The 25,787-nt window shown below is 71.4% G+C and carries 24 protein-coding genes and 1 tRNA gene; 14 read left to right on the top strand and 11 right to left on the bottom strand.

Annotated features, from left to right (window positions below; all coding sequences use genetic code 11):
• Positions 1–5: 5 nt before the first annotated feature.
• The 7 genes from GIS00_RS24455 to GIS00_RS24425 all read left to right on the top strand — a co-directional run bounded on the left by GIS00_RS24455 (position 6) and on the right by GIS00_RS24425 (position 6,515).
• Positions 6–1,334: a CaiB/BaiF CoA transferase family protein gene (locus GIS00_RS24455; protein ID WP_154771089.1), complete on the top strand. Its 1,329-nt coding sequence runs from the start codon at positions 6–8 to the stop codon at positions 1,332–1,334.
• Positions 1,331–1,849 carry a flavin reductase family protein gene (locus tag GIS00_RS24450; RefSeq protein WP_154771088.1) on the top strand — a complete coding sequence of 173 codons (519 nt, stop codon included), beginning with the start codon at positions 1,331–1,333 and terminating at the stop codon, positions 1,847–1,849. Before GIS00_RS24455 ends, GIS00_RS24450 begins: the two co-directional genes overlap by 4 nt.
• A 209-nt stretch (positions 1,850–2,058) precedes the next feature.
• Positions 2,059–2,655 (top strand): TetR/AcrR family transcriptional regulator, encoded by a 597-nt coding sequence (locus GIS00_RS24445; RefSeq protein ID WP_196073445.1) that lies wholly within the window; start codon positions 2,059–2,061, stop codon positions 2,653–2,655.
• Between the two features lie 182 nt (positions 2,656–2,837).
• On the top strand, positions 2,838–3,329 hold the full coding sequence (locus tag GIS00_RS24440) for a MaoC family dehydratase (RefSeq protein WP_322098400.1): 492 nt from the start codon (positions 2,838–2,840) through the stop codon (positions 3,327–3,329).
• A 45-nt stretch (positions 3,330–3,374) separates the two neighbouring features.
• Positions 3,375–4,592, top strand: a complete 1,218-nt coding sequence (locus GIS00_RS29180; protein ID WP_322098399.1) for an acyl-CoA dehydrogenase family protein — start codon at positions 3,375–3,377, stop codon at positions 4,590–4,592.
• Positions 4,593–4,606: 14 nt separating this feature from the next.
• Entirely contained in the window at positions 4,607–5,782 is a 1,176-nt protein-coding gene (locus GIS00_RS24430; protein ID WP_154771085.1) for an epoxide hydrolase family protein, read from the top strand.
• Positions 5,783–5,828: 46 nt separating this feature from the next.
• Complete coding sequence (locus GIS00_RS24425) at positions 5,829–6,515, top strand: PaaI family thioesterase (protein ID WP_154771084.1); 687 nt, start codon at positions 5,829–5,831, stop codon at positions 6,513–6,515.
• Positions 6,516–6,563: 48 nt separating this feature from the next.
• Here the strand turns inward: GIS00_RS24425 and GIS00_RS24420 are convergent, their stop codons facing one another.
• The 3 genes from GIS00_RS24420 to GIS00_RS24410 form a co-directional block, all read right to left on the bottom strand.
• Positions 6,564–7,640: a Gfo/Idh/MocA family protein gene (locus GIS00_RS24420; RefSeq protein WP_196073444.1), complete on the bottom strand. Its 1,077-nt coding sequence runs from the start codon at positions 7,638–7,640 to the stop codon at positions 6,564–6,566.
• Complete coding sequence (locus GIS00_RS24415) at positions 7,637–8,023, bottom strand: hypothetical protein (RefSeq protein WP_154771082.1); 387 nt, start codon at positions 8,021–8,023, stop codon at positions 7,637–7,639. Before GIS00_RS24415 ends, GIS00_RS24420 begins: the two co-directional genes overlap by 4 nt.
• A gap of 104 nt (positions 8,024–8,127) precedes the next feature.
• Positions 8,128–8,751: a TetR/AcrR family transcriptional regulator gene (locus tag GIS00_RS24410; protein ID WP_154771081.1), complete on the bottom strand. Its 624-nt coding sequence runs from the start codon at positions 8,749–8,751 to the stop codon at positions 8,128–8,130.
• Positions 8,752–8,942: 191 nt separating this feature from the next.
• Here GIS00_RS24410 and GIS00_RS24405 point away from each other — a divergent pair, with 191 nt between their 5' ends.
• The 3 genes from GIS00_RS24405 to GIS00_RS24395 all read left to right on the top strand — a co-directional run bounded on the left by GIS00_RS24405 (position 8,943) and on the right by GIS00_RS24395 (position 12,279).
• Positions 8,943–9,548, top strand: a complete 606-nt coding sequence (locus GIS00_RS24405) for a nucleoside deaminase (protein WP_154771080.1) — start codon at positions 8,943–8,945, stop codon at positions 9,546–9,548.
• Between the two features lie 413 nt (positions 9,549–9,961).
• Complete coding sequence (locus tag GIS00_RS24400) at positions 9,962–11,227, top strand: aspartate kinase (protein WP_322098398.1); 1,266 nt, start codon at positions 9,962–9,964, stop codon at positions 11,225–11,227.
• Positions 11,224–12,279 carry an aspartate-semialdehyde dehydrogenase gene (locus tag GIS00_RS24395; RefSeq protein ID WP_154771079.1) on the top strand — a complete coding sequence of 352 codons (1,056 nt, stop codon included), beginning with the start codon at positions 11,224–11,226 and terminating at the stop codon, positions 12,277–12,279. The genes GIS00_RS24400 and GIS00_RS24395 overlap by 4 nt, the downstream gene beginning before the upstream one ends.
• A 102-nt stretch (positions 12,280–12,381) precedes the next feature.
• Here the strand turns inward: GIS00_RS24395 and GIS00_RS24390 are convergent, their stop codons facing one another.
• Positions 12,382–13,509, bottom strand: a complete 1,128-nt coding sequence (locus tag GIS00_RS24390; RefSeq protein WP_154771078.1) for a hypothetical protein — start codon at positions 13,507–13,509, stop codon at positions 12,382–12,384.
• Positions 13,510–13,599: 90 nt separating this feature from the next.
• On the opposite strand from GIS00_RS24390, the gene GIS00_RS24385 reads away from it, so the two are divergent.
• Positions 13,600–14,160, top strand: coding sequence for an NADPH-dependent FMN reductase (locus GIS00_RS24385; protein WP_154771077.1), 561 nt, complete (start codon positions 13,600–13,602; stop codon positions 14,158–14,160).
• A gap of 47 nt (positions 14,161–14,207) precedes the next feature.
• Positions 14,208–15,914 (top strand): AMP-binding protein, encoded by a 1,707-nt coding sequence (locus tag GIS00_RS24380; RefSeq protein WP_154771076.1) that lies wholly within the window; start codon positions 14,208–14,210, stop codon positions 15,912–15,914.
• A gap of 11 nt (positions 15,915–15,925) precedes the next feature.
• On the opposite strand, the gene GIS00_RS24375 is transcribed toward GIS00_RS24380, so the two are convergent.
• Positions 15,926–17,806 carry a S9 family peptidase gene (locus GIS00_RS24375; RefSeq protein ID WP_154771123.1) on the bottom strand — a complete coding sequence of 627 codons (1,881 nt, stop codon included), beginning with the start codon at positions 17,804–17,806 and terminating at the stop codon, positions 15,926–15,928.
• A 208-nt stretch (positions 17,807–18,014) separates the two neighbouring features.
• On the opposite strand from GIS00_RS24375, the gene GIS00_RS24370 reads away from it, so the two are divergent.
• Positions 18,015–18,833, top strand: coding sequence for a phospholipid scramblase-related protein (locus GIS00_RS24370; protein WP_154771075.1), 819 nt, complete (start codon positions 18,015–18,017; stop codon positions 18,831–18,833).
• A gap of 83 nt (positions 18,834–18,916) precedes the next feature.
• On the opposite strand, the gene GIS00_RS24365 is transcribed toward GIS00_RS24370, so the two are convergent.
• The 3 genes from GIS00_RS24365 to GIS00_RS24355 all read right to left on the bottom strand — a co-directional run bounded on the left by GIS00_RS24365 (position 18,917) and on the right by GIS00_RS24355 (position 22,323).
• Positions 18,917–18,993: transfer RNA gene (locus GIS00_RS24365), tRNA-Pro, on the bottom strand.
• A gap of 17 nt (positions 18,994–19,010) precedes the next feature.
• Entirely contained in the window at positions 19,011–19,994 is a 984-nt protein-coding gene (locus tag GIS00_RS24360) for a metallophosphoesterase (RefSeq protein ID WP_322098396.1), read from the bottom strand.
• Positions 19,987–22,323, bottom strand: a complete 2,337-nt coding sequence (locus GIS00_RS24355; RefSeq protein WP_230314114.1) for a transglycosylase domain-containing protein — start codon at positions 22,321–22,323, stop codon at positions 19,987–19,989. The genes GIS00_RS24360 and GIS00_RS24355 overlap by 8 nt, the downstream gene beginning before the upstream one ends.
• Positions 22,324–23,031: 708 nt before the next feature.
• On the opposite strand from GIS00_RS24355, the gene GIS00_RS24350 reads away from it, so the two are divergent.
• The gene (locus GIS00_RS24350; protein WP_230314113.1) at positions 23,032–23,295 is read left to right on the top strand and encodes a WhiB family transcriptional regulator; all 264 of its coding nucleotides are present in this window, start codon (positions 23,032–23,034) and stop codon (positions 23,293–23,295) included.
• A gap of 47 nt (positions 23,296–23,342) precedes the next feature.
• Here GIS00_RS24350 and GIS00_RS24345 read toward each other — a convergent pair whose 3' ends face one another.
• Genes GIS00_RS24345 through GIS00_RS24335 form a run of 3 tightly spaced genes read right to left on the bottom strand, consistent with a single transcriptional unit; the run spans position 23,343 to position 25,770 of the window.
• On the bottom strand, positions 23,343–24,491 hold the full coding sequence (locus GIS00_RS24345; protein ID WP_154771072.1) for an ArsA family ATPase: 1,149 nt from the start codon (positions 24,489–24,491) through the stop codon (positions 23,343–23,345).
• A 5-nt stretch (positions 24,492–24,496) separates the two neighbouring features.
• Complete coding sequence (locus GIS00_RS24340) at positions 24,497–25,588, bottom strand: ArsA-related P-loop ATPase (RefSeq protein WP_154771071.1); 1,092 nt, start codon at positions 25,586–25,588, stop codon at positions 24,497–24,499.
• Positions 25,522–25,770: a hypothetical protein gene (locus GIS00_RS24335; protein ID WP_154771070.1), complete on the bottom strand. Its 249-nt coding sequence runs from the start codon at positions 25,768–25,770 to the stop codon at positions 25,522–25,524. Before GIS00_RS24335 ends, GIS00_RS24340 begins: the two co-directional genes overlap by 67 nt.
• Positions 25,771–25,787: the final 17 nt, after the last annotated feature.

Genomic DNA, 25,787 nt, shown 5'->3' with positions numbered 1-25,787 from the left:
GCCCGGTGGGCGTGAACACCACCTACCAGGGGTTGAAGGTCGTCGACTTCACGAACGTGATCGCCGGACCGATGGCGTCGATGATCCTGGCCGATCTCGGAGCCGACGTGGTCAAGATCGAACGACCCGCCCGCGGCGACGACAGCCGCCACATGCCGCCTTTCGTCGACGGCACGAGCACCACCTACCTGGCGTTCAACCGCAACAAGCGCAGCGTGGCGGTCGATCTCACCGATCCGGCCGGCCGGGACGCCGTCCGCACCCTGGTCGGCCAGGCCGACGTCCTGATCGAGGGCTTCCGCCCGGGGAAACTGGACCGGCTCGGCTTCTCCTGGGAGGAGATGTCACAGCTGAACCCCCGTCTCGTCTACTGCTCCGTGTCCGCCTACGGTCGGGGGCCGCTCGGCGCCGGGCTGCCCGGGTACGACCCGGTGCTGCAGGCCTTCAGCGGGATCATGGCCGCCACGGGCCATCCCGGCCACGAGCCGGCACGGGTGCCGGTGTCGCTGGTCGACATTTCGACCGGGATGTGGGCGGCGATGTCGATCATGGCGGCGATCGAGCGCCGGCACCGGACCGGGGTCGGGGAGCGCCTGGAGTCGACGCTGGTGGACTCCAGTCTGGCCTTCCTGCAGAGCCAGGTGCTCGGGGCGCTGGCCACCGGCGAGTCCCCGCGGCCGAGCGGTTCCGGGTTCGCCATCTCCGCCCCGTACGAAGCGTTCCGGACGGCAGACGGCTGGGCCATGATCGCGGCCGGTAACGACGCCATCTTCCGCCGGCTGTGCCTGGCCCTGGAGCTGCCGGAACTGCCGGACGACAGCCGGTTCCGGACCAACGCCGACCGGGTCCGGCACCGACAGGAGCTGCACGAGCTGCTCGAGGTGCGCACCGCACGGCTGCCGGGGAGCGGGCTGGAGCAGCTGCTGCTCGCCGCCGAGGTGCCGTCCTCACCGGTCAACAGCCTGGCGCAAGCGCTGGATCACCCGCTGACCGGCGAGCGCCGGGTGCTCGTCCCGGCGGACGGCGCCCCGGACGGGCAGCAACTGCTACGGCTGCCGATCGCCGATCCCGACGTCCCCGTGCGCTGGCCACCGTCCGTCGGCCGGCACACCGCGGAGGTGCTGCGGGCCGCAGGCGTGCCGGAACCGGAGGTGCAGGCCGTGCTGGACCGGCAGCCCAGGGCAGCCGGGGACGCCGGGCCGCCCGCCGCCGCCGGGTCCGGCCCGGATGCCGGCACCCTTACGGACGCCGGATCCGGCCCGGCCACCGACGAGGCAGCCCCGGGCGCCGGGGCGACCACCACCCAGAGCACCCTGTCCGGAGGAGTCCGATGACCATGCCCGACATCGAGGCACGCCACTTCCGTGACGTTCTCGGCCACTTCCCGACCGGCGTGGTCGTGGTGACCGCCATCGGGCCGGACGGCGAACCCGCCGGCATGGCCATCGGCTCGTTCACCTCGGTCTCGCTGGACCCGCCGCTGGTGGCGTTCCTGCCGGCGAAGACCTCCACCAGCTGGCCGCGGATGAGCGGCGCGGAGTCCTTCTGCGTCAACGTGCTCGGGCACCCGCAGGCCGAGCTCGGACGGGCCTTCGCCCGGTCCGGCGGACCGAAGTTCGACGGGCTGGCCTGGACGCCTGCCCCGTCCGGCGCCCCGGTGCTGCCGGGTGTACTGGCCTGGATCGACTGCCGGCGCTCCGACGTGCACAGCGCGGGGGACCACTGGATCGTGCTCGGCGAGGTCACCGCCCTGTCTGCCGATCCCGAGGCCGAGGGCCCGCTGGTGTTCTACCGAGGGGCCTTCGGCCACTTCGCCGTGCCGCCGCCGGCCGGCCCGGCCACGATCTGATCACTCACCGGAGCGATCCGATCCCGGCCCACCTGTACCGGACACCGATGACCGCGTGCGGACCGGCGAGGCGGTCGACCGGTGACGACCGGCCGGTCGCCCCGGGTCACGCACCGGGTGCTGCTACGTTGGCCACCGTTCGTCCTGGTTCCCGCCGTGTCCGCCCCTCGCGTCCACCACCGACGGAGCCGAGTCCGAGGAGGTGGGCGATGCCCGGGGAACCCGTGGTCGGCCGGACCCGGCAGATCATCTTCGACGAGGCGACCCGGCTGTTCGGGGCGCAGGGCTACGCCGGCACCACCATGCGCGACATCGCCACCGCGGTCGGGCTCCTCCCGGGCAGCCTCTACACGCACATCCAGGGCAAGGAGAACCTGCTGCTGGAGATCGTCGAGTCGGGGATCGACCGGTTCCTGGCCATCGCCGACGGCGTCGCCCGCAGCGGTGCCGGACCGGACCAGAAGCTCCGCGCACTGATCAAGGACCATGTCGGGGTCGTCGCGCAGAACCCGGAACGCACCCTGGTGGTGTTCCACCAGTGGCGCTACCTGACCGGCGAGGCCCGGGAGCGGGTGGTGGAGAAGCGCAGTCGGTACGAGGACGCGTTCCGCAAGATCATGAACCAGGGCCGGCGCAGCGGGGTGTTCGCTCCCGGACTGGACCTGAAGGTCAGCGTGCTCGCCGTGCTCGGTGCGCTGAACTGGACGGCGGAGTGGTACCGGCCCGACGGCCCGGACACCGTCGCGGAGATCGGCGAGCGGTTGGCGGACACCCTCATGTCGGGTCTGTTGACCCGCGCCTCCTGAGGCCTGCCCGCACCACACCCACCTTCTGTCCGCTCGTTCCGGCAACCGTCCGGGCCGACGGTGTCGGTTCAGCGTCACCACCGAAGCACACTGCGGCACAGCACTTGTGCTGCCGAGTCTTGACAGGAGCCGGTCGGCCGTCGACACTCGAACAAACAGTTGTTTGCATGGAGGGCTCAAGGGTGAGTAAGCAGTGGGTGGACCCGGTCGACCGGTACTTCGAGGACTTCGAGGTCGGGGACCAGGTGGTCACCCGGGGCCGGACGATCGACATCGGTGACATCACCTTGTTCGCCGGTCTGACGGGCGACCACTACCCGCTGCACACCGACGAGGAGTACGCCCGCGGCACGCAGTTCGGCACGCGGATCGCGCACGGCCCGCTCACCTTCACCATCGCTGTCGGGCTGGTCGGCATGACCGGGTGGTACGGCAACGCGGTCCGGGCACTGCTCGGGATCGACGGCCTGCGGGCGAAGAAGGTGGTGCTGGCCGGGGACACCCTGCACGTGGTCGGCACCGTCCTGGTGGCGGAGGTCAACGGCAGCGGTCGTTCCGGAGCGGTCACCGTCGGCTACTCCGTCCGCAACCAGCACGACGACGAGGTCATGTTCTTCGAACAGAAGAATCTGATGCGGTGCCGGCCGCCGGCCGGGCCCGACGCCAGCACCTGACAGACACCCACACCACCGGCCCGCGGGCCGGACCAGGAGGCAGTGGTGCACAAGCACACCCCGGAGATCTCGGCCGACGAGCGCGACGAGATCCTCTCCGCAGCGCGTGATCTCGCGAAGAAGTTCGACTCGGTCGGTGCCGAGTGCGACCGCGACAACAGGTTCCCGACGGAGTCGGTGGCCTGGTACAAGGACAGCGGGCTGGTCGAGATCGCCGTGCCCAAGCGGTTCGGCGGTCGCGGCGCCGACATGTTGACCACCGCCCTGGTCGGCCTCGAGCTCGCGAAGGGTGACCCGGGGATCGCGCTGGCCTACAACATGCACCAGGCGATGGTCGGCATCTTCCGCGGCAACGCCGGGATGACCGAGGAGGTCCGCGAGGACGTGCTCACCAAGGTGGCCCGCGACCGGCAGATCCTCTGCGGCCCGTTCAGCGAGGCGCGGGCCGGGCTCACGGGTCTCGCGGACACCGTGGCGGTGCCGGACGGTGCCGGCGGGTGGCGGATCTCCGGGAAGAAGAACTGGTCGACCCTGATCGAGGGTGCCGACCTGATCGCGCTGAACGCCACCGTCACCGACGCGGACGGCAAGCTGCCGGAGGACTTCCGCGAGCACGCGGCCCGCGAGGCCTGCTTCATCATCCCCAAGGACCTGCCGGGCGTCGGTGTCGACCGCACCTGGGACACCCTGGGCATGCGGGCCACCGGGAGCCAGACCCTGGTGCTGGACGAGGTGCCCGCCACCGAGGGCATGTTCGCCGGCAACTTCCGCACCGGCCTGATCGGCGAGGCGGAGTGGGCGGCCGTGCTGTTCGGTGGCGTGTACCTCGGACTCGGCGAGAAGGCCTATGCGGAGGCCCTGCGGTTCGTCAAGGCCAAGCACACCGGAGCCACGATGTCGGCACAGGACTCGGCCGCCCAGCAGATCGGTTACGTGCAGCACGCTCTCGGCCGGATGCGGTACGAGCTGGACGTGGCGGACCGTACGCTCCGGGCGACCGGGCAGATCGCCATCGACCAGGACGACGCCGCCTGGCCGAAGGTGGCCAGGAAGGCCAAGTGGGACGTGGTGAAGGTGGCCTGCACCGAGGCGGCGATCAGCGTGAGCGAGCAGGGCCTGCGGCTGGCGAGCGGCTCCGGCTACCGCCGGGGAACGTTGGCGGAGCGGCTGTTCCGGGACGCCCGGGCCGGGATCCTGCACTCCTTCGGCACCGACCAGCTCTTCGACTTCTACGGCCGCTTCGAGCTCGGCCTGGTCGGCTGAGGCAGGATCCGCGGATGACCCACACCGTCCGTCCTTACCGGATCGACGTCCCCCAGCCGGAGATCGAGGAGTTGCGCCGCCGCCTGCGGGCCACCCGGTGGGCCGACGACTTCGGCAACGAGAACTGGGCCTACGGCACCGAGAAGTCCTGGCTGCAGGGCATGGTCGAGTACTGGTCGGAGGAGTACGACTGGCGGCTGCACGAGGCGGCCATGAACAGCCACCCGAACTTCCTGGCCGAGATCGACGGCGTACCGGTGCACTTCCTGCATGTCCCGGGTAAGGGGCCGAGTCCCCGCCCGCTGATCCTGTCGCACGGATGGCCGTGGACTTTCTGGGACTGGGAGAAGGTGATCGGCCCGCTCACCGATCCGGCAGCGCACGGCGGGGATCCGGCGGACGCCTTCGACGTGGTGATCCCGTCGTTGCCCGGCGCCGGCTTCTCCGTGCCGCTGCGCACCACCGGCCTCGGCGCGCGGGGGATCGCCGATCTGTTCAACACCCTGATGGTCGACGTCCTGGGCTACGACCGCTACTACGCCGGCGGTGGCGACTGGGGGTCGACGATCACCGGTGAACTGGGCCACGGGTACCCGGATCACGTGATCGGCGTGTGGATGACGCTGCCGAACATCCCCGGCGTGGCACTGTGGGAGATCACGCCGGACGATTTCGACGAGGACGAGGAGTGGATGTGGCGACGGAACGCGGAGGCACTGCCGACGATCGTCACCCACTCCACGATGAACCGCACCGAACCGCAGACGTTCGCCTACGCACTGGCCGACTCGCCCACCGGGCTGGCCGCCTGGCTCTGGGGACGGCGGCGGGACTGGGGCGACCACGACGGCGACGTACTGACGCTGTTCGACCGGGATCACCTGTGCACCAACGCGTCCTTGTACTGGTGGAACAAGTCCATCGCCTCGTCGATGCGGATCTACCACGAGCACTACACGAACAACGAGCCACCGCCCCCGCGCCGCCCGGGCGTCCCGACCATCACCGTGCCGACCGCCTTCGCCGTGTTCCCGAAGGAACTGCTGCTGGTGCCGCGCAAGGTCGCCGCGACGTGGACCAACCTGCAGCGCTGGGAGCTCATGCCGCGGGGTGGTCACTACCCGGCGGCCGAGCAGCCAGGGTTGGTCGTCGACGAGCTGAGGACGTTCTTCCGGGATCTGCCTGCCTGACCGGCGGCACGCTTGTCGGCCTCACCGGCGGGACCAGGGACAGCCGATGAGCGCCGACGCCGCGGACTCGATCGCCGCTGCCGCGGACACGGTGGAGCGCCGGCGCGCGGCCGCGATCGCCCTGGGCGGCTCGATGCGAGACCTGCTGGAGGCGGCGGCGCTCACCGAGGTCCCCGCCGCGGAGCTGTCCGCGGCCGCGGCGGCCGTCGACGCCGTCGTCGCCCGGCTGCGTGCGGTGCAGCGCGCGGACGGCGCCGTCTCGTCGGTGGAGGACTTCGAGTCCGGGATCCGGGTGCACAACCCGGTGATCGGCGGCGGGAGCGGCATCGCCGTCCCGCTGGACATCACCGCCCACCCCGATGGCGGGGTGACCGCGACCGCGGTGATGCGCGCGCGGTTCGAGGGCCCCGCCTTCCACCTGCACGGCGGGATCGCCGCGCTGTTGATGGATCAGATGCTCGCCGGCGCCGTCCTGCAGGCGGGTCGGTGGGGGATGACGGCCACGCTGGAGACCACCTATCGCGGTGCAGTGCCGCTGCACGTCCCGGTGGTGCTGCGGGCGCGGGTCACCGAGGAGTCCGGTCGCCGCACCGTTGCCGAGGGCACCATCGCCCTGGCCGCAGAACCGGACACCGTGCTGGTGCAGGCCCGCGCCGTGTTCGTGACGCCACGCGAGGAGACGCTGCAACAGTACTTCGGCGACGTGCGGCTGTACAACCGCCTGCAGGACTGAGAGTCCTGTCGGATCGGCGATGTCGCCTCCGGTTCCACTCGAGTCGGGTCAGCCCGCCGGGGGCGCGACGAGATCCAGGGACCGGTGCCGGGTCACCGCGTGACCGAAGTCCGGCGGTGACGCCGGATGCTGCCGGCCGTGCAGGACAGCGGCGAAGCCGGCCAACGCCTCGGCGACGTTCACCGCCGTTGCCGGCAAGTCGACGGCCGCTGTCGTACTGGTCATCCCGGCCGGGATGGTGACCGGCTCCGGCGCTGCGATGCGACCGCGGGCGAGATGCAGTTCCAGCGGCGCCATCTGGATCCCGCCGGGAGCCGTGGTGCGGATCGTCAGGGCGCCGTCCGAGCCGAGCAGCACGATCTCGGTCCGGTGCAGTGCGGTCGACCCCTGCGCCAGGTGCGCGGTCAGCGGTGCCCCGCCGGGGAGCGCCGCCGCGACGGTCACCGTGTCCGGTGCGCTCACCGTCAGGGCCCGGCCGGTGTCGTCGGCCACCTCCGGTCGCCGCACCAGGGCCCGGCCGGTCAGCTCGACCGGCTCGCCGCACAGCAGGAACAGTGCGTCGAGCAGGTGGCCACCCTCGATGGTCAGCAGGTTCGCCCCGGTGGCTGCGTCGAACAGGTACCGCTTGCCGTCGGCGACCCGATGCGCGCCGCGCGACGAGAACGCAGTGGCGGAAACGCTTTCCAGGTCGCCGATGGCCCCTTCGGCCAGCAGAGCGGCGGCGTGCCGCAGTGCGGGCGCGGACCGGGCCTGGAGCCCCACCGCGGTCGGCAGGTCACCGGTGCTGTCGGCGATGGTCACCGCCTGTGCGGTGGTCACGCCCAGGGGCCACTCGCAGTACACCGGCCGCCCCGCACGGACCGCGGCGCCGACCAGGTCCACGTGGGTGGGGACGTTGACGGCGACCACCACCAGGTCGACCTCCGGATGGCCGGCCAGGTCGTTGGGATCGGTGAATGCCGGGACCCCGTAGGCTTCCGCGGCCTCGCGCGCCGAGTTGGAGCGGGAGGTGCACACGGCGGCCAGGTGCAACCCGGGAACCGCTGCGATCGCCGGGATGTGGGAGCGTGCGGCCCAGCTACCGTGCGGCGACGCCCCGATCACCCCGACACCGAGCGATGTCAACCGGCGGTCGGTGGGCCGGTGACCCGGTCGGAGATGGTCTCGAAGAACCAGGTGCGCATGTCACGGTCCAGCGCGGGCGAGATCCACAGCGGGGGTTCGACTCCGGCGGCCAGCGCGGCGTCACGGTCGGAGCGGGCACGGCGGTGGATGGCGGCGTACGCCTCCTCCACGTCGTCCACCTCGTAGAGGGTGAGGTAGCCGTACGGCGCATCAGGGGAGTCCGCGGTCATCCGGGACCGCGTCAGCAGTCGGAACCGTTGCCCGGAGGCGAAGCCCGGGGTCTGCAGGATCTCGCCGAGATGCGTTCCGTGGTACCAGTCGTCGAGCTCGGCCTCCCGGCCGGGGACGGCGTTGTGCAGCATCAGCAGGACCCCTGGGGCCACGTCGCACCTCGATCCCGATGACGTCGTCGTCGACCCATCATCGCACCGAACAAATGGTTGTTCGGAGACTAGCAAGCGGGCCCTGAAGTGGCAACGATGCGGGTTCAGGTGTCTTCGGACGGTCGGTCCACCAAGCCGCCGAGCAGCGAATCGGCGAGCCGGTGACCGACCTCGAGTGCGGAGTCCGGTCCGTGCGGGTTGTACCACTCCGGCGTCCAGTTGAGGGCCCCGAGGACGGCCAGCAGCACGACCTTGACGTCCTGTCGAGGGTCGAAATCCCCGGTCCGCCTGCCGTCCTCGACGATGGACTCCAGGATGTCCTGGTAGCGCGCGCGTTTCGCGACGACGGTGCGCAGCTTCTCGCCCGTGAGGAACCGCCACTGGTGGTTGATCACCCGGCTCCACTCCGGGTTCTCGGCCACCAGCAGGACGTGGCCGGCGATGAACTCGCGGAACCGGTCGACCGGTGACGAACCCTGGTCCGCGCCGAGTGGCTCCAGGGTCAGGAAGCGGGCGATACCGGTCTCCACGACTTCCAGCAGCAGCTCCTCCTTGCCCTGGATGTGCGTGTACAGGCTGCCCGGCAGGACGCCGACGGCAGTGGCGATGTCGCGCATGGTGGTGCCGGCGTAGCCCTGCGCGCCGAACAGCCGCGTCGCCTCCTGCAGGATCGACTCCCGCTTGCGGTTCGCGACCGGCCCCGCCCCGGCATTCCTGACCTCCGGCACCCCTCGCACCCGGCCTCAGGCCCGTCGGGTCCGGGTGCCGGCATCGCGAGCAGTTGCGAGCACCGTCGCCCACCTCCGTACAACCGTTTGTTCGGATCATGGTCGCACACGCGCTCCGGACGTCACAAGGCGGTCGTCCCGCACCCGGCCGGACCACCGGGCTTCCCGGAGCCGGCGGCTAGGATGCGGCGATGATCGACACCGGTGCCCTGGCGACGGGGTTCGCCGCACAGCTGCCCGACTGGGTCCTGCCGTTCGTGGCGTCCTACGCGGGGCCGACGGCGACGAGCACGGACCGCATGGCGCTGGTGCACGCACTGGCCGACCGGAACCACGTGGCCGGCAACGGCGGGCCGTTCGCCGCCGTGGTGGCCGACCCCGGGACCGGGGAGATCGTCTCGGTCGGGGTGAACGTGGTGCTGTCCAGCGGCCTGTCCTCGGCCCACGCCGAGGTCACCGCGATCTCGCTGGCCCAGGCCGCACTGGGCGGGTGGGACCTCACGGCGCTCCGTCCCGGCCTGGAGCTGGTGGTCAACTGGCGTCCCTGCGCGATGTGCTTCGGCGCCTTCCTCTGGTCCGGGATCCAGCGGCTGGTGATCGCCGGTGACGGGCCGGAGCTGGAGGAGCTCACCGGGTTCGACGAGGGCCCGGTCGTCCCGGACTGGGAGGACCAGCTGCGGCGCCGCGGCATCGAGGTCGAGCGCGATGTGCTGCGGGAGGGCGCCATCGCGACCTACACCGCGTACGGGCAGAGCCGGGCCACCGTCTACAACGCCCGCCGGGGCGCCGGCGACTGAGCCGCGTCCGGGCCCTGGACGTCCGGGCAGCCGCCGCGCCGGCGACCGGCCACGCGATCCGGTGCGGTGGGCCACGTCGCACGGGGCTCACGGCAACGGATCGTGATCCGCCTGCCGGCCGGCACTGTCATGGATTGTCACGGATCGCCACGAAGCGCCCGGGTGCCTTCCGGTCGCCGCGGGGGTCGGCCGCAGTCCCTGCGGTCCCCGCGCGGAGTCCGTGGAGGTTCTCCCGAGCCGCCTCGGTGATCTGTTGCCGCAGGTCCTAGGGATGTCCGAGTGGCCTTTTGCTGCTGGTCGGACGGGTAGTCTGGGTCCGGCTCCGGGCGGATCAACCCCCGATCGGGACCGCCCGCACCCGGGGTGTCGGCGGAGCCGCGCCGGACACGCACGGGAAGGTCAGGGAGCAGGACGTGAGCCTCGTCGTCCAGAAGTACGGTGGATCCTCGGTCGCGACGGCGGAGCGCATCAAGCGCGTCGCGGAGCGGATCGTGGCCACGCGCAAGGCCGGGCACGACGTGGTCGTCGTCGTCTCGGCCATGGGCGACAGCACCGACGAGCTGCTCGACCTCGCCCAGCAGGTCTCGCCCTTCCCGCCCGGCCGTGAGCTGGACATGCTGCTGACCTCCGGCGAGCGGATCTCCAACGCCCTGGTCGCGATGGCCATCGACGCGCTCGGCGCCGAGGCCCGGTCGTTCACCGGTTCGCAGGCCGGCGTGATCACCACCGCGGTGCACGGCAAGGCCCGGATCATCGACGTCACCCCGGGACGGATCCGTGCCGCCCTGGACGAGGGCGCCATCGCGCTGGTCGCCGGGTTCCAGGGCGTCTCGCAGGACACCAAGGACATCACCACCCTGGGTCGTGGCGGCTCCGACACGACGGCGGTCGCGCTGGCCGCCGCGTTGAAGGCGGACGTCTGTGAGATCTACACCGACGTCGACGGCGTCTTCACGGCCGACCCGCGGATCGTCTCCGACGCGGCGAAGCTGGACACCATCACCTACGAGGAGATGCTCGAGATGGCCGCGGCCGGCGCCAAGGTGCTGATGCTGCGCTGCGTCGAGTACGCCCGTCGTTACAACGTCCCGGTGCACGTGCGGTCGTCCTACTCGGACCTGCTCGGCACCACGGTCACCGGCAGCATGGAGGATCTGAGCGTGGAACAGGCATTGATCACCGGCGTCGCCCACGAGCGCGGCGAGGCCAAGGTGACGGTGGCCGCCGTCCCGGACCAGCCGGGCGTGGCGGCGAAGATCTTCCGGGTCATCGCCGATGCCGAGATCGACATCGACATGGTGGTGCAGAACATCTCCCGCGCCGCCGAGGGCCGCACCGACATCACCTTCACGCTGCCCAAGGCCGACGGTCCGAAGGCCGTGCGTGCGCTGGAGGCCCGGCGCGAGGAGATCGGGTTCGACTCGATCGTCTACAACGACCAGGTCGGCAAGGTCTCGCTGATCGGCGCCGGCATGCGGTCGCACCCGGGCGTCACCGCGACGTTCTGCGAGGCACTGGCCGAGGCGGGCGTGAACATCGACATCATCTCCACCTCCGAGATCCGGATCTCGGTGCTGGTAAGGGATGTCGACCTGGACAAGGCGGTGCAGTCGCTGCACGCGGCCTTCGAGTTGGGCAGCGAGGACGAGGCGATCGTGTACGGAGGAACCGGACGATGAGTGGCATGAACGTGGGTGTGGTCGGCGCGACCGGGCAGGTCGGTGCCGTGATGCGCCGGATCCTGGAGCAGCGCGACTTCCCGGTGAACCAGGTGCGGTTCTTCGCCTCCGCCCGCTCGGCGGGCAGGACCGTCGAGTTCTGCGGCGAGCAGATCGAGGTCGAGGACGCGGCCGACGCCGACCCGCGCGGGCTGGACATCGCGCTGTTCTCCGCCGGTGGCGGCACCTCGAAGATCCTGGCCCCGAAGTTCGGCGCCGCCGGTGTCACGGTGATCGACAACTCCTCGGCCTGGCGGATGGATCCCGCTGTGCCGCTGGTGGTCTCGGAGGTCAACCCGGAGCAGGTGGCGGCGGCCCGGCCGGAGAACGGCGGCCGCAACATCATCGCCAACCCGAACTGCACCACCATGGCGGCGATGCCGGTGCTGAAGCCGCTGCACGAGGCGGCCGGACTGCAGCGGCTGGTCGTCTCCACCTACCAGGCGGTGTCCGGCAGCGGGCTGGACGGTGTGGCCGAACTCGACGGTCAGGTGCGTGCCGTCGCCGAGCACGCCGCGGCGCTGACCCACGACGGCCGCGCCGTCGAGTTCCCGGCGCCCAAGAAGTACGTGCGCCCCATCGCCTACAACGTCATCGCGATGGCCGGCAACCTGGTCGACGACGGCTCGCGGGAGACCGACGAGGAGCAGAAGCTGCGCAACGAGTCCCGCAAGATCCTGGGCCTCCCGGATCTGCGGGTGTCCGGCACCTGTGTCCGGGTGCCGGTGTTCTCCGGTCACTCGCTCTCGATCAACGCCGAGTTCGCCCGGCCGCTGACGGTCTCGCGGGCGCTCGAGTTGCTCGCCGGCGCACCGGGTGTCGAGCTCTCCGAGGTGCCCAACCCGCTGCAGGCCGCCGGCACCGATCCGTCCTACGTCGGCCGGATCCGCCAGGATCAGGGTGTGCCGAACGACCAGGGCCTGGTGCTCTTCGTGTCCAACGACAACCTGCGCAAGGGCGCGGCTCTCAACGCCGTGCAGATCGCCGAGCTGGTCGCCGCCTCCCGCGGCTGATCACCCGCACCAGTTCGACCGCCACGGCGGCCGGGTCACATCGGTGGCCCGGCCGCCGTTGTCGTTCCCGGACGGTCGATCGGCGGGCGCCCCACCTGTCCATCAGCCCGAGCAGGTCACCGTGGCCATCGAGGCGGTGCTCCCGCCGGGGCCGGCCTCGGAGATCACCGCGTAGCCGCAACCCTCGGCGGACAGGGCGATCCCTTCGGACTGCACGAGGTTCGGGTGCGGGAGTTCCCTGGACGGCCAGGTCGGGAAGTCGGCGAGGTCCGCATCCGGCCCAGGAGCGGTGTACTCGACCACCTCGTCGTAGGTGAGCAGCAGCAGCCGGCCGTCGGCGTACGCGGCGTCGGTGACCACCGTGCCGGTCAGCAGCGACTGCAGCCGGCGGGCCGGATCGGGCGGGGTGACACTGCCGACCTGCTCGAGGGTCCCGCCGCCGGGCTCGCCGCGGAACAGCAGATGCGGCGGCACCGTCCCGTCCTCGTCCGGCGCCGACTTGGTGATGATCAGGATGTCGCCGTCCGGCGCGACGACCATCGCCTCGGCGTTGTGCGGACCGTCCGGGTACGTGTAGTCCCAGGACGTCGCGGGCAGTGCGGCGAGCGGATCGGTGAGCGCCCGCGGGTCCGGCTCGTGCAGTTGCGTGATGGTGATCGACTCCCGGCGCTCCGCGTTGTCGCCGATGTCCCCGATGTACAGGCAGCGGGTCGGATCGTCCGCACCGCAGGGCCCGGGCGCGAGCGCCTCGGCATTGCTCGCGTCCAGACCCTCTACGACGAAGTCGGCCACCACCTCGCCGGTCGTCCCGTCGATCGCGACGATGTGGTCCACGCCGGTGCCGTCGTCGATGGTGAACCAGGTGCCCGGGCGGATGCTCGAGTCGACCAGACCGCTGGCCTCGTCCGCCGTACCGAAGGGCAGGCGAACGGTGGGGCCGACGGTGAACGCGGCGCCGGCGGACGGGGTCGAGGTGGACTGCGGGAGCGACGAGCGGGTGGGTGGTGGCGAGGTCACCGATCCCGCGGTGGACGCGGCAGAGGACGGCGTCGTCGGTGTGCCCGCACCCGTGGTCGCGGCGGTGGAGGTGACGCTCGCGGCTCCGGAGCCACCGGAGGTCCCGGTGACGAAGGACGGCAGAGACACCGGGTCCGATGTGCAGCCGGCCACCAGCACCGCTCCGACCAGCAGGATCGCGGCCGGGCCGGGGAGGGATCGGGTGGGCCGCACCCGGTCACCCTACGGGCCGGCCGCAGCCCATCGATCCGGATCACAGTCCCCGCGCGGCATGCCGTCGATGCCAGCGGGCAGGATCGGGGGATGAGCTATTCGATCGTGGGCATCGGCGGATCCGTCGATCCCGGTTCGCAGTCCGAGCGTGCGCTGCACGCGGTGCTGGCCGCGGCGGCCGCGAAGGGTGCGACGACCTCGGTGTTCACCGGGTCCGCGCTGGAGTTCCCGGCCTACCACTCGAATGCCCCGACGCCGGCGGACGCGCGGGCCTACATCGAGGCGGTGCGCACAGCCGATGCGGTGGTGATCTCCTCGCCCGGCTACCACGGCACCGTCTCCGGTCTGGTCAAGAACGCCCTGGACTACCTGGAGGACCTGCGCACGGACTCCCGGCCGTACCTCGACGGCCGCACCGTCGGCCTGGTGGCGGTGGCCCGGGGGTGGCAGGCGGCGGTGAACACGCTGACCACCCTGCGCCAGGTCACCCATGCCCTCCGCGGCTGGCCGACCCCCTTCGGGCTCACCGTCAACAGCGCGGTGACCCGGTTCGACGAGCACGGGGTGCCGGACGACCCCGGGGTGCTGTCCGGGATCGACATCGTCGCCGGCCAGCTGTTCGGCCCGGCGGGCCCGCCGCGCGCGAACTGACCCGGCGGAGCAGGCTGGGACCGCGACGACGCGAGAGGAACGGATCGATGACGGCACGACCCACTGCGGCGACCGAGGAACTGCACCGGGCCAGGAGCTTCCTGGTCGACCACGCGACCGACTACCGGGCCGCCAGGGACGGTTTCGTCTGGCCCCGCCCGGAGACGTTCAACTGGGCGCTGGAATGGTTCGACGTCATCGCGGCGGAACATCCGGACCGGCCGGCGCTGACCATCGTCGAGGAGGACCTGTCGGTCGGGTCCTGGACGTATGCGGAACTGTCCCGGCGCTCCGACCAGGTGGCGACCTGGCTGCGCGGCCTGGGAGTGCGGCGGGGCGAGCGGATCGTGCTGATGCTCGGCAACCAGGTCGAGCTGTGGGAGGTCATCCTCGCGGCGATGAAGCTGGGTGCCGTGGTGATCCCGGCGTCGACCCTGCTGTCCACCGCCGATCTCGCCGACCGGCTGGACCGCGGGCACGCCCGGTTCGTGATCGCCCGGTCCGTCGATGCGCCGAAGTTCGATCCGCTCGACACTGCCGGTGTGACTCGGATCTCGGTAGGCGGCCAGGCGGACGGCTGGGCCGACTACGCCGAGAGTGCCGCCGGATCCGCCGATTTCGAGCCGGAAGGCGAGACAAGGGCGTCGGACACGCTGCTGCTGTACTTCACCAGCGGCACCACCGCGTCGCCGAAACTGGTCGAGCACAGCCATGTCTCGTATCCCATCGGGCACCTGACCACCATGTTCTGGATCGGGCTGCGGCCCGGCGACGTGCACATGAACATCTCGTCCCCGGGGTGGGCCAAGCACGCCTGGTCGAACGTGTTCGCGCCCTGGCTCGCCGGTGCCACCGTCTTCCTCTACAACTACCAGCGCTTCGACGCCGCCGCCCTGATGTCGGTGATGGACACCCACGGCGTGACGACATTCTGTGCGCCGCCGACCGTCTGGCGGATGCTGATCCAGTCCGACCTGCGTCAGCTGAGCAAGCCGCCGCGGGAGGTGGCCGGCGCCGGCGAGCCGCTGAACCCGGAGGTCATCGAACAGGTGCGGGCGGCCTGGGGCGTGACGATCCGGGACGGGTTCGGCCAGACCGAGACCACCGTATGCATCGCCAATTCGCCGGGCCAGCCGGTGAAGGACGGGTCGATGGGCCGGCCGATGCCCGGCTTCGGCATGGTGCTGGTGGACCCGCTGACCGGTGAGCGCGGGACCGAGGGGGAGATCTGCATCGAGCTCGACCCGCGGCCGGTCTCCCTGCTCACCTCCTACCACGGCGACGTGGAGCGGACCGCCGAGGCGATGGCCGGAGGTGTCTACCACACCGGCGACGTCGGCTCGATCGACGAGGACGGCTACATCACCTACGTCGGCCGGGCGGACGACGTCTTCAAGGCCTCGGACTACCGGATCTCGCCGTTCGAGCTGGAATCGGTGCTGCTGGAACACGAGTCGGTCGCGGAGGCCGCCGTGGTGCCGTCGCCGGATCCGCTGCGGCTCGCCGTGCCGAAGGCGTACGTGGTGCTGGCGGCGGGATTCGAGCCGGGTCCGGAGGTGGCGCGGGCGATCTTCGAGCACTCGAAGTCGCACCTGGCCGGCTACAAGCGGATCCGCCGGCTGGAGTTCGCCGAGCTGCCGAAGACCATCTCCGGCAAGATCCGGCGCGTCGAGCTGCGCGGCCGGGAGACCGAGATCCATGCCGGGGACGCGTCACCCGCCACCGAGTACCGCGAGGAGGACCTCCTCCGCTGACCCGGGACGGGTCAGTGCATGCCGAGGGCGTCGCGGACGAAGGCGATCTCGCAGGCCATCTGGCGGAGGATCTCCTCCACCACCATCGACCCGTGCCCGGCGTCGTAGCGGTAGAGGGCGAAGGGGGCGGAGCGGGCGGTGAGCGCGTCCAGGTAGTTGTTGATCTGCCGGATCGGGCAGCGCGGGTCGTTCTCGCCGGCCAGTACCAGCACCGGCGCCTCGACCTGCCCGACGTGGGTCAACGGCGAGGAGTCCCGGTAGGCCTCGGGCTTCTCCTCCGGCGATCCGCCGAACAGTGCACGGTCGTACCCGCGCAGCGGCTCCATCTCGTCCTCGTAGGCGGCGAGGTAGTCGGCCACCGGCACACCGGCCACCCCGACCGCCCAGCGCCCGGGCTGGGTGCCGAGCGCGAGCAGGGTCAGGAAGCCGCCCCAGGAGTGCCCGACGACCGCGCACCGGGCCTGGTCCACCAGCCCACGCACCACGAGATCGTCGTGTACGGCCGCGATGTCGGACAGCTCGATGTAGCCGACCCGCTCGGTGAGCGCGTCCCGCCAGGCCGAGCCGTACCCGGTCGACCCGCGGTAGTTCACCTGGACCACCTGGAACCCGGCGTCCAGCCAGGCGGCGCGGGTGCCCTCGTAGGCGTCCTCGTCGGCCGAGGCCGGTCCGCCGTGCAGGTAGAACACCGTCGGCAGGGCGCGGTTGGTCGCCTCCGACGGCTCCCCGGCGGCGGTCGGCCGGGCCAGCAGCGAGTGGATGGTGCCGCCCGGTCCTTCGGTCCAGATGTCGTGCACAGCCTCGGATCCCGGGGCGGGCGGTCCGTCCGGGACCAGCAGGGTGACGTCGCGGCCGTCCGGGTAGAGCTGGCGCAGCTGCGGCGGGGTGGCGGCATCGGACCAGCGGTACCAGATCGAGCCGTCCGGTCGGGCGACCGCGCCGGAGATCACGCCGCGCGCGGCCGGGAGATCGGTGAGCTCGCCGCTCGCCAGGTCGTACCGGTGCACGGTCGACCGCCCGGAATGGGTGTGCAGCACCAGGAGTGCCTGCCCGTCGGGGAAGAAGTCGCCGCTGATGTCGCCCGGCAGGTCGATGTCCAGCTCGTGCACGGACCCATCGGCCACGTCCCAGATCAGCAGTTCCTCGCGACCGCGGCGTTCGTGCCCGACCAGCAGCCGGGTGTCGCCGGGGACCGGTGCGAAGGCCACCGCGTCCAGCCCGCGCCCCGGGGTGTCGTCGAGCTCGCCGATGACGGCACCGTCCTGGGTGGAGAGCACCCGCAGGGCCGGGTACCGCGAGTCGCCGTGCTCGGAATGGGTGAGCACCCAGAGGGTCTCGTCCCGGGACAGTGCGCCGACGCCGGCGTCCTGCTCGTGCGAGTACACCACCCGGGTGGCCTCGCCGAAGCGGGCCAGGTGCACCCGGGACCCGTCGTCGTCGGTGAACCCGGCGAGCACGATGTCCCGCCCGATCTCCAGCCCGGAGGGGTAGCCGGGCGGCACGTCGGGCAGTGCCGGGCGGGAGCTGCCCGGCCCGGTGCCGAAGTCCTGCCACTGCCAGCTGCCGAACTCGTCGCCGGAGTTGTCGTCGAACCAGAACAAGCCGGACCCGTCCGGCGCCGGCCCGCCGTTCGCGGTGCCGTCGGGGCGGTCGGTGGCCTTGGTGCGGGTGCCGGTCGCGGTGTCCCAGAAATACAGCTCGAACCGGCCGCCGGCGTTGGAGACGTAGACGGCCCGTTCGGCGTTGTCCCGCGCCGGGTCGGGCAGTCCGATGCGCACCGCGGAGAACCGGGCCCGCCAGCGCTGCTCGGCGGCGTCGTCGGCGAACAACCGGTCCGGCACCACCGCGGCCGGGTAGGAGGAACCGGGACCGTCCACGGCCTCGTCGGTCATCTCACCGGCGTCGGGATCGAGATCCAGGGTGTCGCGGGTGACCGGCTCCGCGGGTTCGACGACCGGCGAGTCCGGACCGCCGTCGGTGGACGGCAGGGTCGTCGGCAACTGAGGTGCGTCGTCGGGGCTCACCCGGACATCCTGCCCTGTGCCGTCCGGGTCCGGCGAACCGGCGCGCAACCGGACGCCCGGTGCCAGACTGCGGGGCATGAGCGCTCCGATCGCCGGCTGGTACCCCGATCCCGCAGGAACAGGACAACTGCGCTGGTGGGACGGTGCGTCATGGACCGATCACACACAGCAGGCGCCGCCGGTGGCTCCGCCGCAGGGGCCGGGCGGGATCGGCGCGGCCGGGCAGGGCTACGGCGACAGCAGCTGGGGCGGTGCGCTGCAGCCGGGCGCGGCCCCGCAGGTGACCGGCGGCTACCGGTCACCCATGACGGAACTCACCCTGCTCGTCAGTCAGCAACGCAAGATCATCGAGCTGACCAACCAGTACGCGGTCTACGGCAGCGACGGGGTGCAGATCGGCTCGGTCACCGAGATCGGCCAGTCCACCGCCAAGAAGGTCATGCGGTTCGTCAGCAGCCTGGACCAGTACTTCACGCACCGGCTGGAGGTGCGGGACGCCCAGGACCGCCCGCAGCTGTACCTGACCCGACCGGCGAAGGTCTTCAAGTCGACGGTGGTGGTGCAGCGCCCGGACGGCATGGAGGTCGGACGGTTGGTGCAGCAGAACGTGTTCGGCAGGATCCGCTTCGCGATGGAGTCGAACGGCGCCGACATCGGCTCGCTGAACGCCGAGAACTGGCGGGCCTGGGACTTCTCCATCCAGGACTCCTACGGCCAGGAGATCGCCCGGATCACCAAGTCCTGGGAGGGCCTGGCCACCACGCTGTTCACCACCGCGGACAAGTACGTGGTGCAGATCCACCACGACCTGCCGGACCCGCTGCGGTCCCTGGTGGTCGCTGCCGCGCTGACCGTGGACACCGCGCTGAAGCAGGACTCCCGCGGTCTCGGCTGATCACCGATCGCACGACCCCGGGACCCGGAGAACCACCCCGGAACGCCGAGAACCCCCGCCCATCAGGGCGGGGGTTCTCGTGCTGGTCGGGGTGACAGGATTTGAACCTGCGGCCTCTTCGTCCCGAACGAAGCGCGCTACCAAGCTGCGCCACACCCCGTGGGAGCCTCGAGAAGTCTAGCGGATCTGAAGGGGTGCTCCGGACACCTCGGCGCTCCGTCCCGGTCGGGCAGGCATCGGGGCGTCGCCCGGTTCCCGCGGCACCAGGGTGATCAGCGTGGCCTCCGGCCGGCAGCAGAACCGGGCCGGCATGTAGGGGGAGTTGCCCAGCCCCGCGGAGACGTTGAGCCACATGGATTCGCCCCACCGGGAGAGCCCGCGCGCCCGGGAGCGGTCGATGCCGCAGTTGGTGACGACCGGGCCGAGCAGCGGCAGCCGGACCTGACCGCCGTGCGTGTGACCGGCCAGCACCAGGTCGTAGCCGTCACCCGCGAAGGCGTCCAGCACCCGGGGTTCGGGGGAGTGGGCGACCCCGATCCGGACCACGGCCGAGGCGTCGGCCGGGCCGGCGATCTCCTCGTACCGGTCCCGACCCAGGTGCGGGTCGTCCACCCCGGCCAGCGCGATCCGCTGCCCGCGCAGCTCCAGCGGGGACTTCCGGTTCGACAGGTCGATCCAGCCGCGTTCGGACTGGGCGGCGCGCAGGTCCCGCCACGGCAGGGTGCCGCGCTTCGGCAACGGCTTGGACCGGGTGAAGTACCGGTGCGGTGACTTCCACTGCGGGGCGAAGTAGTCGTTGTTGCCGAAGACGAACGCGCCCGGTACCTCCAGCAGCCCGCCGAAGGCACGCAGGGCGGAGGGCACGGCATCGGTGGAGGACAGGGTGTCGCCGGTATTGACCACCAGGTCGGGACGGAGGTCCGCGAGCGCGGAGACCCACTGCATCTTCCGGTGGTGCCGCGGCAGGATGTGCAGGTCCGACAGGTGCAGCACCCGGATCGGCCAGGATCCCGGCCGCAGCACCGGCACGGTGATCCGGCGCAGGGCGTACCACTGGCGTTCCAGCACGGTCGACCAGACGGCACCACCGGCGGCCGTCGCCGCGAGGCCGGCGACGGCCCAGGCGGCGCGGTGGCTGCCGCCGCGAGCCCGGTCAGCCACCGGAGCTCGTCGCACCGGCGGAGACGGTCAGCGTGACCGTGGCACCGGGCAGCGCGCTGTACAGCGGCGACTGCTCGACGACCAGGTTGGCGACGCCGCCGCTGGTGGTGCTGACCCGGGGCGCCGGCACCACGAAGCCGGCCGCCTCGAGCTGGGCCTTCGCGGTGTCGTAGAGCTGGCCGCGGACGTCCGGCACCAGGGTGTTCGCGGTGCCGGTCACCAATTCCGCCGGGGCCGGCGGGAACAGACCCGGGTCGATGTCGGCCTGCAGCTTGCCGATGGTGGCGAACCAGGTGTTGGCCGGCACCGAGCCGCCGCTCATACCCTTCGTGCCGGCGCCGCCGGTCCGCTCGCCGCCGGAGACCTGGCAGGACCCGGCGAGGGTGTTGTCGTCGTTGATGCAGACCCCGGTGGGGCGGCTCAGGTAGTCCCAGGTGACGACCGCGCCGCTGTAGTACGGGGTCCAGCCGAGGAACGCCGCGGACTTGTAGTCCTCGGTGGTGCCGGTCTTGCTGGCCAGCGCCGCGGTCGACTTCCAGCCGGCCTTGGTGGCGGCGGCGTAGGCGGTGCCGGTGTAGCCCTGGTCGTTGCGGTGGTCGGCCTGCATGGCCTGCGACAGTGCCCGCGCCACACCCGGCTCGACCGCCTGCTCGCAGTTGATCTCCTTGATCGGCACGACGTTGCCGTTGCGGTCCAGGATCGAGTCGATCGGCGTCGGCTGGCACCACTTGCCGTCGCTGGCCAGGGTGGCGCCGACGTTCGCCAGCTCCAGCGGGCTGACCGGGCTGACACCGAGGGTGAACGACGCGATCTTCTGCGCCGACACCTCCTCCTCGTAGTCCCGGCCGGTGCCGGCGAACGCCCGGTCCACCTCGCCGGAGGGCAGCAGGTACCCGCGCAGCCCGAGCCGGACCGCCATCTCGGCCACGTTCTCCAGGCCGACCTGGTCCTCCAACGAGACGAACGCGGTGTTCGGCGAGGTGGCCAGCGCCTGCTCCATGGTCATCGACGTCGGGAAGTCGCCGCTGTTGTTGAACGGGTGGGTCGGGGTCAACGGCGACGTGTACTGCGCCGGCGAGCTGATCACCGAGTTCGTGCCGAGGCCCTTCTCCAGTGCGACCGCCGAGGTGAAGATCTTGAAGGTGGACCCGGCGCCGAACGGGGCGAACGTCGTCGTCAGCCGTTGCTGGGTCTGCCCCGCCTCCTGGTCCAGGCCGAAGGGTCGGTTCGCGGCCAGGGCCAGCACCTGCCGGGAGTCGCCGGGCTGCACCACCGCCATCACGTTCGCCACCCGCTCGAACTTCGCCGGGTCCGCGTTCGCCTTCACCGCGGCGACCGCGTCGCGCATCGCGGTGACGTCCATCGTGGTGCGCACGGTGTAGCCACCGGAGGCGATCTCGGTCGAGCTGAGCCCCTGGGTGTTCTCCAGGTAGTCCAGGGCGTAGGTGCAGAAGTAGCCGTTGGTCGCCGCGTTGGCCGCGGACAGACAGCCGTTGGCCTGCGGGTGCCGCTCGGTGCCGAGGCTCTTGGCCTTCGAGGCGTCGCGGTCCTTCGCGGTGATGTACCCGTTGGCGTACATCAGGTCCAGCACGGTGTTCCGCCGGTTCAGGGCGTCCTGCGCCCGGTCCGGGTTGAACGGGTTGTACTTGTTCGGGTTGTTCACCATGCCGGCCAGCAGCGCCGACTGGGCCAGGTTGAGGTCCTTGGCGTGCGAGCCGAAGAAGTACTGCGCGGCGGCCTCGGCGCCGTAGACGCTCGGGCCGAAGGCCACCAGGTTGAGGTAGCGCTCCAGGATGTCGGCCTTGGACATCTGCTGCTCCAGCACCAGGGCGATCTTCGCCTCCTGCAGCTTGCGCAGCGGGGTGGCGGCGATGGCGTCGGCCTTCTCCTGCTCGGTGGTCGCCTGCACCAGGAACCGGTAGTTCTTCACGTACTGCTGGGTGAGTGTCGACCCGCCCTGCTGGCCGAGGGTGCCCTCCGAGTTCTTCAGCAGCGCCCGGGTGGTGCCGCGCCAGTCGACCCCGGGGTGCTCGTAGAAGCGGCGGTCCTCGGTGGCGATGATCGCGTTCTGCAGCTTCGGGTTGATCTCCGACAGCGGGACGTTGACCCGGTTCTGGTTGTAGACGGTGGCGATGGTGGTGCCGTCCGCCGCGGTGACCGTGGTCCGCTCCGGCGCCGGCTGGTCCATGTCGGTCACCGGGGTGTTCTCGATGGCGTCGGTGATCTTGTTGGAGGCCAACCCCGCCCCCACCGCATAGGGCAGCAGCAGGCCCGCGACCAGCACTCCTGCCACGACGATCGCCACTGCCAACCGGCCCAGTCCACCCATCACCCGCACCGGCCAAGGGTACTGGTGGCAGGGGTGAGGTCGGGGTGATGGTCGGGTCACCGTCCACCGGGGTCGCGCCCGGATGTCCGTCCGTGACCGGACGCCGCCCGGCCGGCAGCAGGCCGGTGCCCGCGGGCCCTTCCCGGGTGGGAACCGCCGGGCCGGGGGTGGTGCCGGACAGGTCCGGGTCGGATCGGTCGACCGGCGGGCGGAACCGGGCATCACGCCGTTCCGGTCAGGCCCACCGGGAAGCGTTCCGGTGCGACGGATCCGGTCGCGATTGATGCGGACCGGTGATCCGGGACGACCACAATGTCCAGAACGATGCGCAATCGTTGCACGCTCCCCCTATCGACTGTAGGCCGAATGGGTGGCACAATCAGCTCACAGGTGGGCAATACGCGCACCGGCCGATATCCGGATCACCCGTTCCGATGCGGGGTATCTGACGGCCGGAAGTTTGCTCTTCAGCACGGGAACGGTTCGGTGGGATACCGCGTCCCATTGCCGAATCGCCCGCCGCAGAACGGCGGGATGGGGCGGGCCGGAAGGTCCGCAGCAGCGAGAAGGGGCGTGATGAGCATGACCGAGGTTCGACTGAGCATCGTTCCGGCCGACCGGGCCGGGATCGCCGAGATCGGCGGAGCAGCTGCTTCCGGTGTCCGGACGCGTGGTGCCGAGGAGACCGGGGCCCCGTCCTGGAAGAGCCTGGCCGTCTGCGCCAACGGCGATCCCGATGCCCTCTTCGTGACCGGCGCGGCCCAGCGTGACGCGGCCCGGCTGTGCGGCGGCTGCCCGGTGAAGACCGAATGCCTGGCCGAGGCACTGGACAACCAGGTGGAGTACGGCGTCTGGGGCGGGATGACCGAGCGTCAGCGCCGTGCGCTGCTCAAGCGCTGCCCGGACGTCACCAGCTGGCGGGACCTGCTGGAGGAGGCCCGCCTCGCCGGCACCGAGCACCTGGCCGGCTGAACCGGCCGGCTGAACCGGCCGGGCCGTTCCGTCCGACGGGCGGGTCGTCAGGCCGAACGGTCCGCGGCGCCGGTGAGCCGGTCCGCGATCTCCAGCAGCGCGGGCAGGTCGTGGGCGTCGAACGGCAGCGCCGGCACCTCGACCACCGGCAGGTCCGGATGTGCTCCGACGAACCGTGACCGCAACCGGATCTCCTCCGCCCGCAGGGTCAGCAGCCGCGCGTGCACCGACAGTGCGGCGGTGGCCAGCGGTGCGGACTTTCCCAGATCGTCCAGTGCCGCCCGGGTCGCGGCGATGTCCAGCCGGGCCAGCGGCGGGTGCGTGCGGTTGAGGACCAGCCCGGCCAGCGGCATCCGCTCGGCGAGCAGCCGGTCCGCGAAGTACGAGGCCTCGCGCAGCGCATCGGGTTCCGGTGCGGCCACCACCACGAACGTCGCGGAACTGCCGCGCAGCAGGTCGTAGGTCGCCTGGGCCCGTTCCCGGAACCCGCCGAACATGCTCTCGAAGAGCTGCACGAACTGCCCGGCGTCGGCCAGCATCTGGCCACCGATCACCGAGGTCACGGCCCGGGTGAACAGGTTGACCCCGGCGCCGACGATCTTCAGCATCCCGCGGCCGGGTGAGGACAGCAGCCGGATCATCCGGCCGTCCAGGAACGAGCCGAGACGCTGTGGGGCGTCCAGGAAGTCGAGCGCGGAGCGGCTCGGCGGGGTGTCCACCACGATCAGGTCGTACTCGCCGCCCGCCGCGAGCTGGCTGAGTTTCTCCATCGCCATGTACTCCTGCGTGCCGGAGAAGTTCGTGGAGATGGTCTTGTAGAACGGGTTCGCGAAGATCTGCTCGGCCCGCTCAGCGGAGGCGTGCGAGGCGACCATCTCGTCGAACGTGCGCCGCGAGTCCAGCATCATCGCCCACAGCTCGCCGCCCGGCTCGACGGGACCGTCCCGATCGGTCAGATCCCCGAGATCGACCTGTCGGGGCACGTTGTCGAGCTCGCCGAGGCCCAGTGACTGGGCCAGTCGGCGCGCCGGGTCGATGGTCAGCACCGCGACCCGGCGCCCCCGTCGGGCCGCCCACAGTGCCATCGCCGCAGCGGTGGTGGTCTTGCCGACGCCGCCCGACCCACAGGTGACGACGACCGTGGTGGCCGGGTCGGACAGCACGCCGGCGATGTCGAGGACGGGTGACTGTCGCATCGCGCTCACCGCACGCCTTGCGCCGCGAGGCGCTCCGAGAGTTCGTACACGCCACCGAGATCCGCGCCGTCGACCAGTTCCGGCAGGGTCACCAGCGGCAGCCCGGTCCCGATCAGCAGGTCCCGGCACTCCTGCTCGGCGAGCACCCGGATGGCGTGGTCCCGGGTCTCCTGCTCGAGGGCGGCGAGCAACTCCGGCTCCGGGTCCACCCCGGCCCGGGCCAGCCCGGACGCCATCCGACCGATGTCCAGCCGTCCCTCGGCGGCCGGCAGCACCGAGGCGGCCGGCAGTCGGGTGTCGGTCGCACGGTTGACCACCACCGTGCCGACCGACAGTCCCGCAGCGGCGAGATCGGCGACGGCTTCGACGGTCTCGGTGACCGGCATGTCCTCGAGCAGGGTCACCAGGTGCACCATCGTGTCCGGCGAGTGCAGCAGCCGGACCACCCCGTCGGCCTGGTTCCGGATCGGCCCGCGGCGGGCCAGATCCGCCATCGCCACGGTGACGTTGAGGAAGGTGACGATGCGGCCGGTCGGTGGCGCGTCCATCACCACCGCGTCGTACACCGGCCGGTTGTCGGTGCCCTTGCGCGTCACCGTCTCCTTCGCCTTGCCGGTGAGCAGCACGTCGCGAAGGCCGGGGGCGAGGGTGGTCGCGAACTCCACCGCGCCCATCCGTTTGAGGGTGCGACCGGCGAACCCGAGGTTGTAGAAGAGCTCGAAGTACTCCAGCAGAGCGGCCTCGACGTCGATGGCCAGCGCCCGGACCTCCCCGCCGCCGGAGGCCACCGCGATCTTGCGCTCCTCGTACGGCAGCGGCGGCACGTCGAACAGCCGGGCGATCGCCTGCCGCTCCTCGACCTCCACCAGCAGCACCCGGCGGCCGTCCGCGGCGAGGGCGAGGGCGAGCGCGGCGGCGACCGTGGTCTTCCCGGTGCCGCCCTTGCCGCTCACCACGTGCAGCCGGGCTCGACGGGCGGCCGCCGGCCAGACCGGGCCGGCCACGGGCGCTGCGTTGTTCTCGGACACGGTCAGCTCGCCATCGCCATCGTGCCGATGACCAGTGCCGGCACCGCGAGCAGCACCAGCACCGCCCATCCCGGGACCAGCAACACCGCGGCCACCCCGATCGGGATCAGCACCGCCCAGATCGACGCCCGGCGGGCGGCCCGGGCCATCGACCAGCCCGGACGGTCCCGGAGTGAGTCGAACCGCAGCAGCACCAGGACCACCAGCAGCAGCAGCTCCACGCCGGCTGCGGCCCAGCGCCACCACTCCATGGGGCCAAGGGTAGCGG

It is taken from the genome of Nakamurella alba, assembly GCF_009707545.1.
Lineage (GTDB): Bacteria > Actinomycetota > Actinomycetes > Mycobacteriales > Nakamurellaceae > Nakamurella > Nakamurella alba.
This window is presented reverse-complemented; position numbering and strand designations above follow the sequence as displayed.

What these genes read in the sequence shown, in the direction of transcription:
- GIS00_RS24450 (WP_154771088.1), top strand. Translation starts at nt 1,331, where the DNA reads ATGACCATGCCCGACATCGAGGCACGCCACTTCCGTGACGTTCTCGGC.
- GIS00_RS24445 (WP_196073445.1), top strand. Translation starts at nt 2,059, where the DNA reads ATGCCCGGGGAACCCGTGGTCGGCCGGACCCGGCAGATCATCTTCGAC.
- GIS00_RS24430 (WP_154771085.1), top strand. Translation starts at nt 4,607, where the DNA reads ATGACCCACACCGTCCGTCCTTACCGGATCGACGTCCCCCAGCCGGAG.
- GIS00_RS24425 (WP_154771084.1), top strand. Translation starts at nt 5,829, where the DNA reads ATGAGCGCCGACGCCGCGGACTCGATCGCCGCTGCCGCGGACACGGTG.
- GIS00_RS24405 (WP_154771080.1), top strand. Translation starts at nt 8,943, where the DNA reads ATGATCGACACCGGTGCCCTGGCGACGGGGTTCGCCGCACAGCTGCCC.
- GIS00_RS24395 (WP_154771079.1), top strand. Translation starts at nt 11,224, where the DNA reads ATGAGTGGCATGAACGTGGGTGTGGTCGGCGCGACCGGGCAGGTCGGT.
- GIS00_RS24385 (WP_154771077.1), top strand. Translation starts at nt 13,600, where the DNA reads ATGAGCTATTCGATCGTGGGCATCGGCGGATCCGTCGATCCCGGTTCG.
- GIS00_RS24380 (WP_154771076.1), top strand. Translation starts at nt 14,208, where the DNA reads ATGACGGCACGACCCACTGCGGCGACCGAGGAACTGCACCGGGCCAGG.
- GIS00_RS24375 (WP_154771123.1), bottom strand. Translation starts at nt 17,806, where the DNA reads ATGACCGACGAGGCCGTGGACGGTCCCGGTTCCTCCTACCCGGCCGCG.
- GIS00_RS24370 (WP_154771075.1), top strand. Translation starts at nt 18,015, where the DNA reads ATGAGCGCTCCGATCGCCGGCTGGTACCCCGATCCCGCAGGAACAGGA.
- GIS00_RS24355 (WP_230314114.1), bottom strand. Translation starts at nt 22,323, where the DNA reads ATGGGTGGACTGGGCCGGTTGGCAGTGGCGATCGTCGTGGCAGGAGTG.
- GIS00_RS24345 (WP_154771072.1), bottom strand. Translation starts at nt 24,491, where the DNA reads ATGCGACAGTCACCCGTCCTCGACATCGCCGGCGTGCTGTCCGACCCG.
- GIS00_RS24340 (WP_154771071.1), bottom strand. Translation starts at nt 25,588, where the DNA reads ATGGGCGGTGCTGGTGCTGCTCGCGGTGCCGGCACTGGTCATCGGCAC.
- GIS00_RS24335 (WP_154771070.1), bottom strand. Translation starts at nt 25,770, where the DNA reads ATGGAGTGGTGGCGCTGGGCCGCAGCCGGCGTGGAGCTGCTGCTGCTG.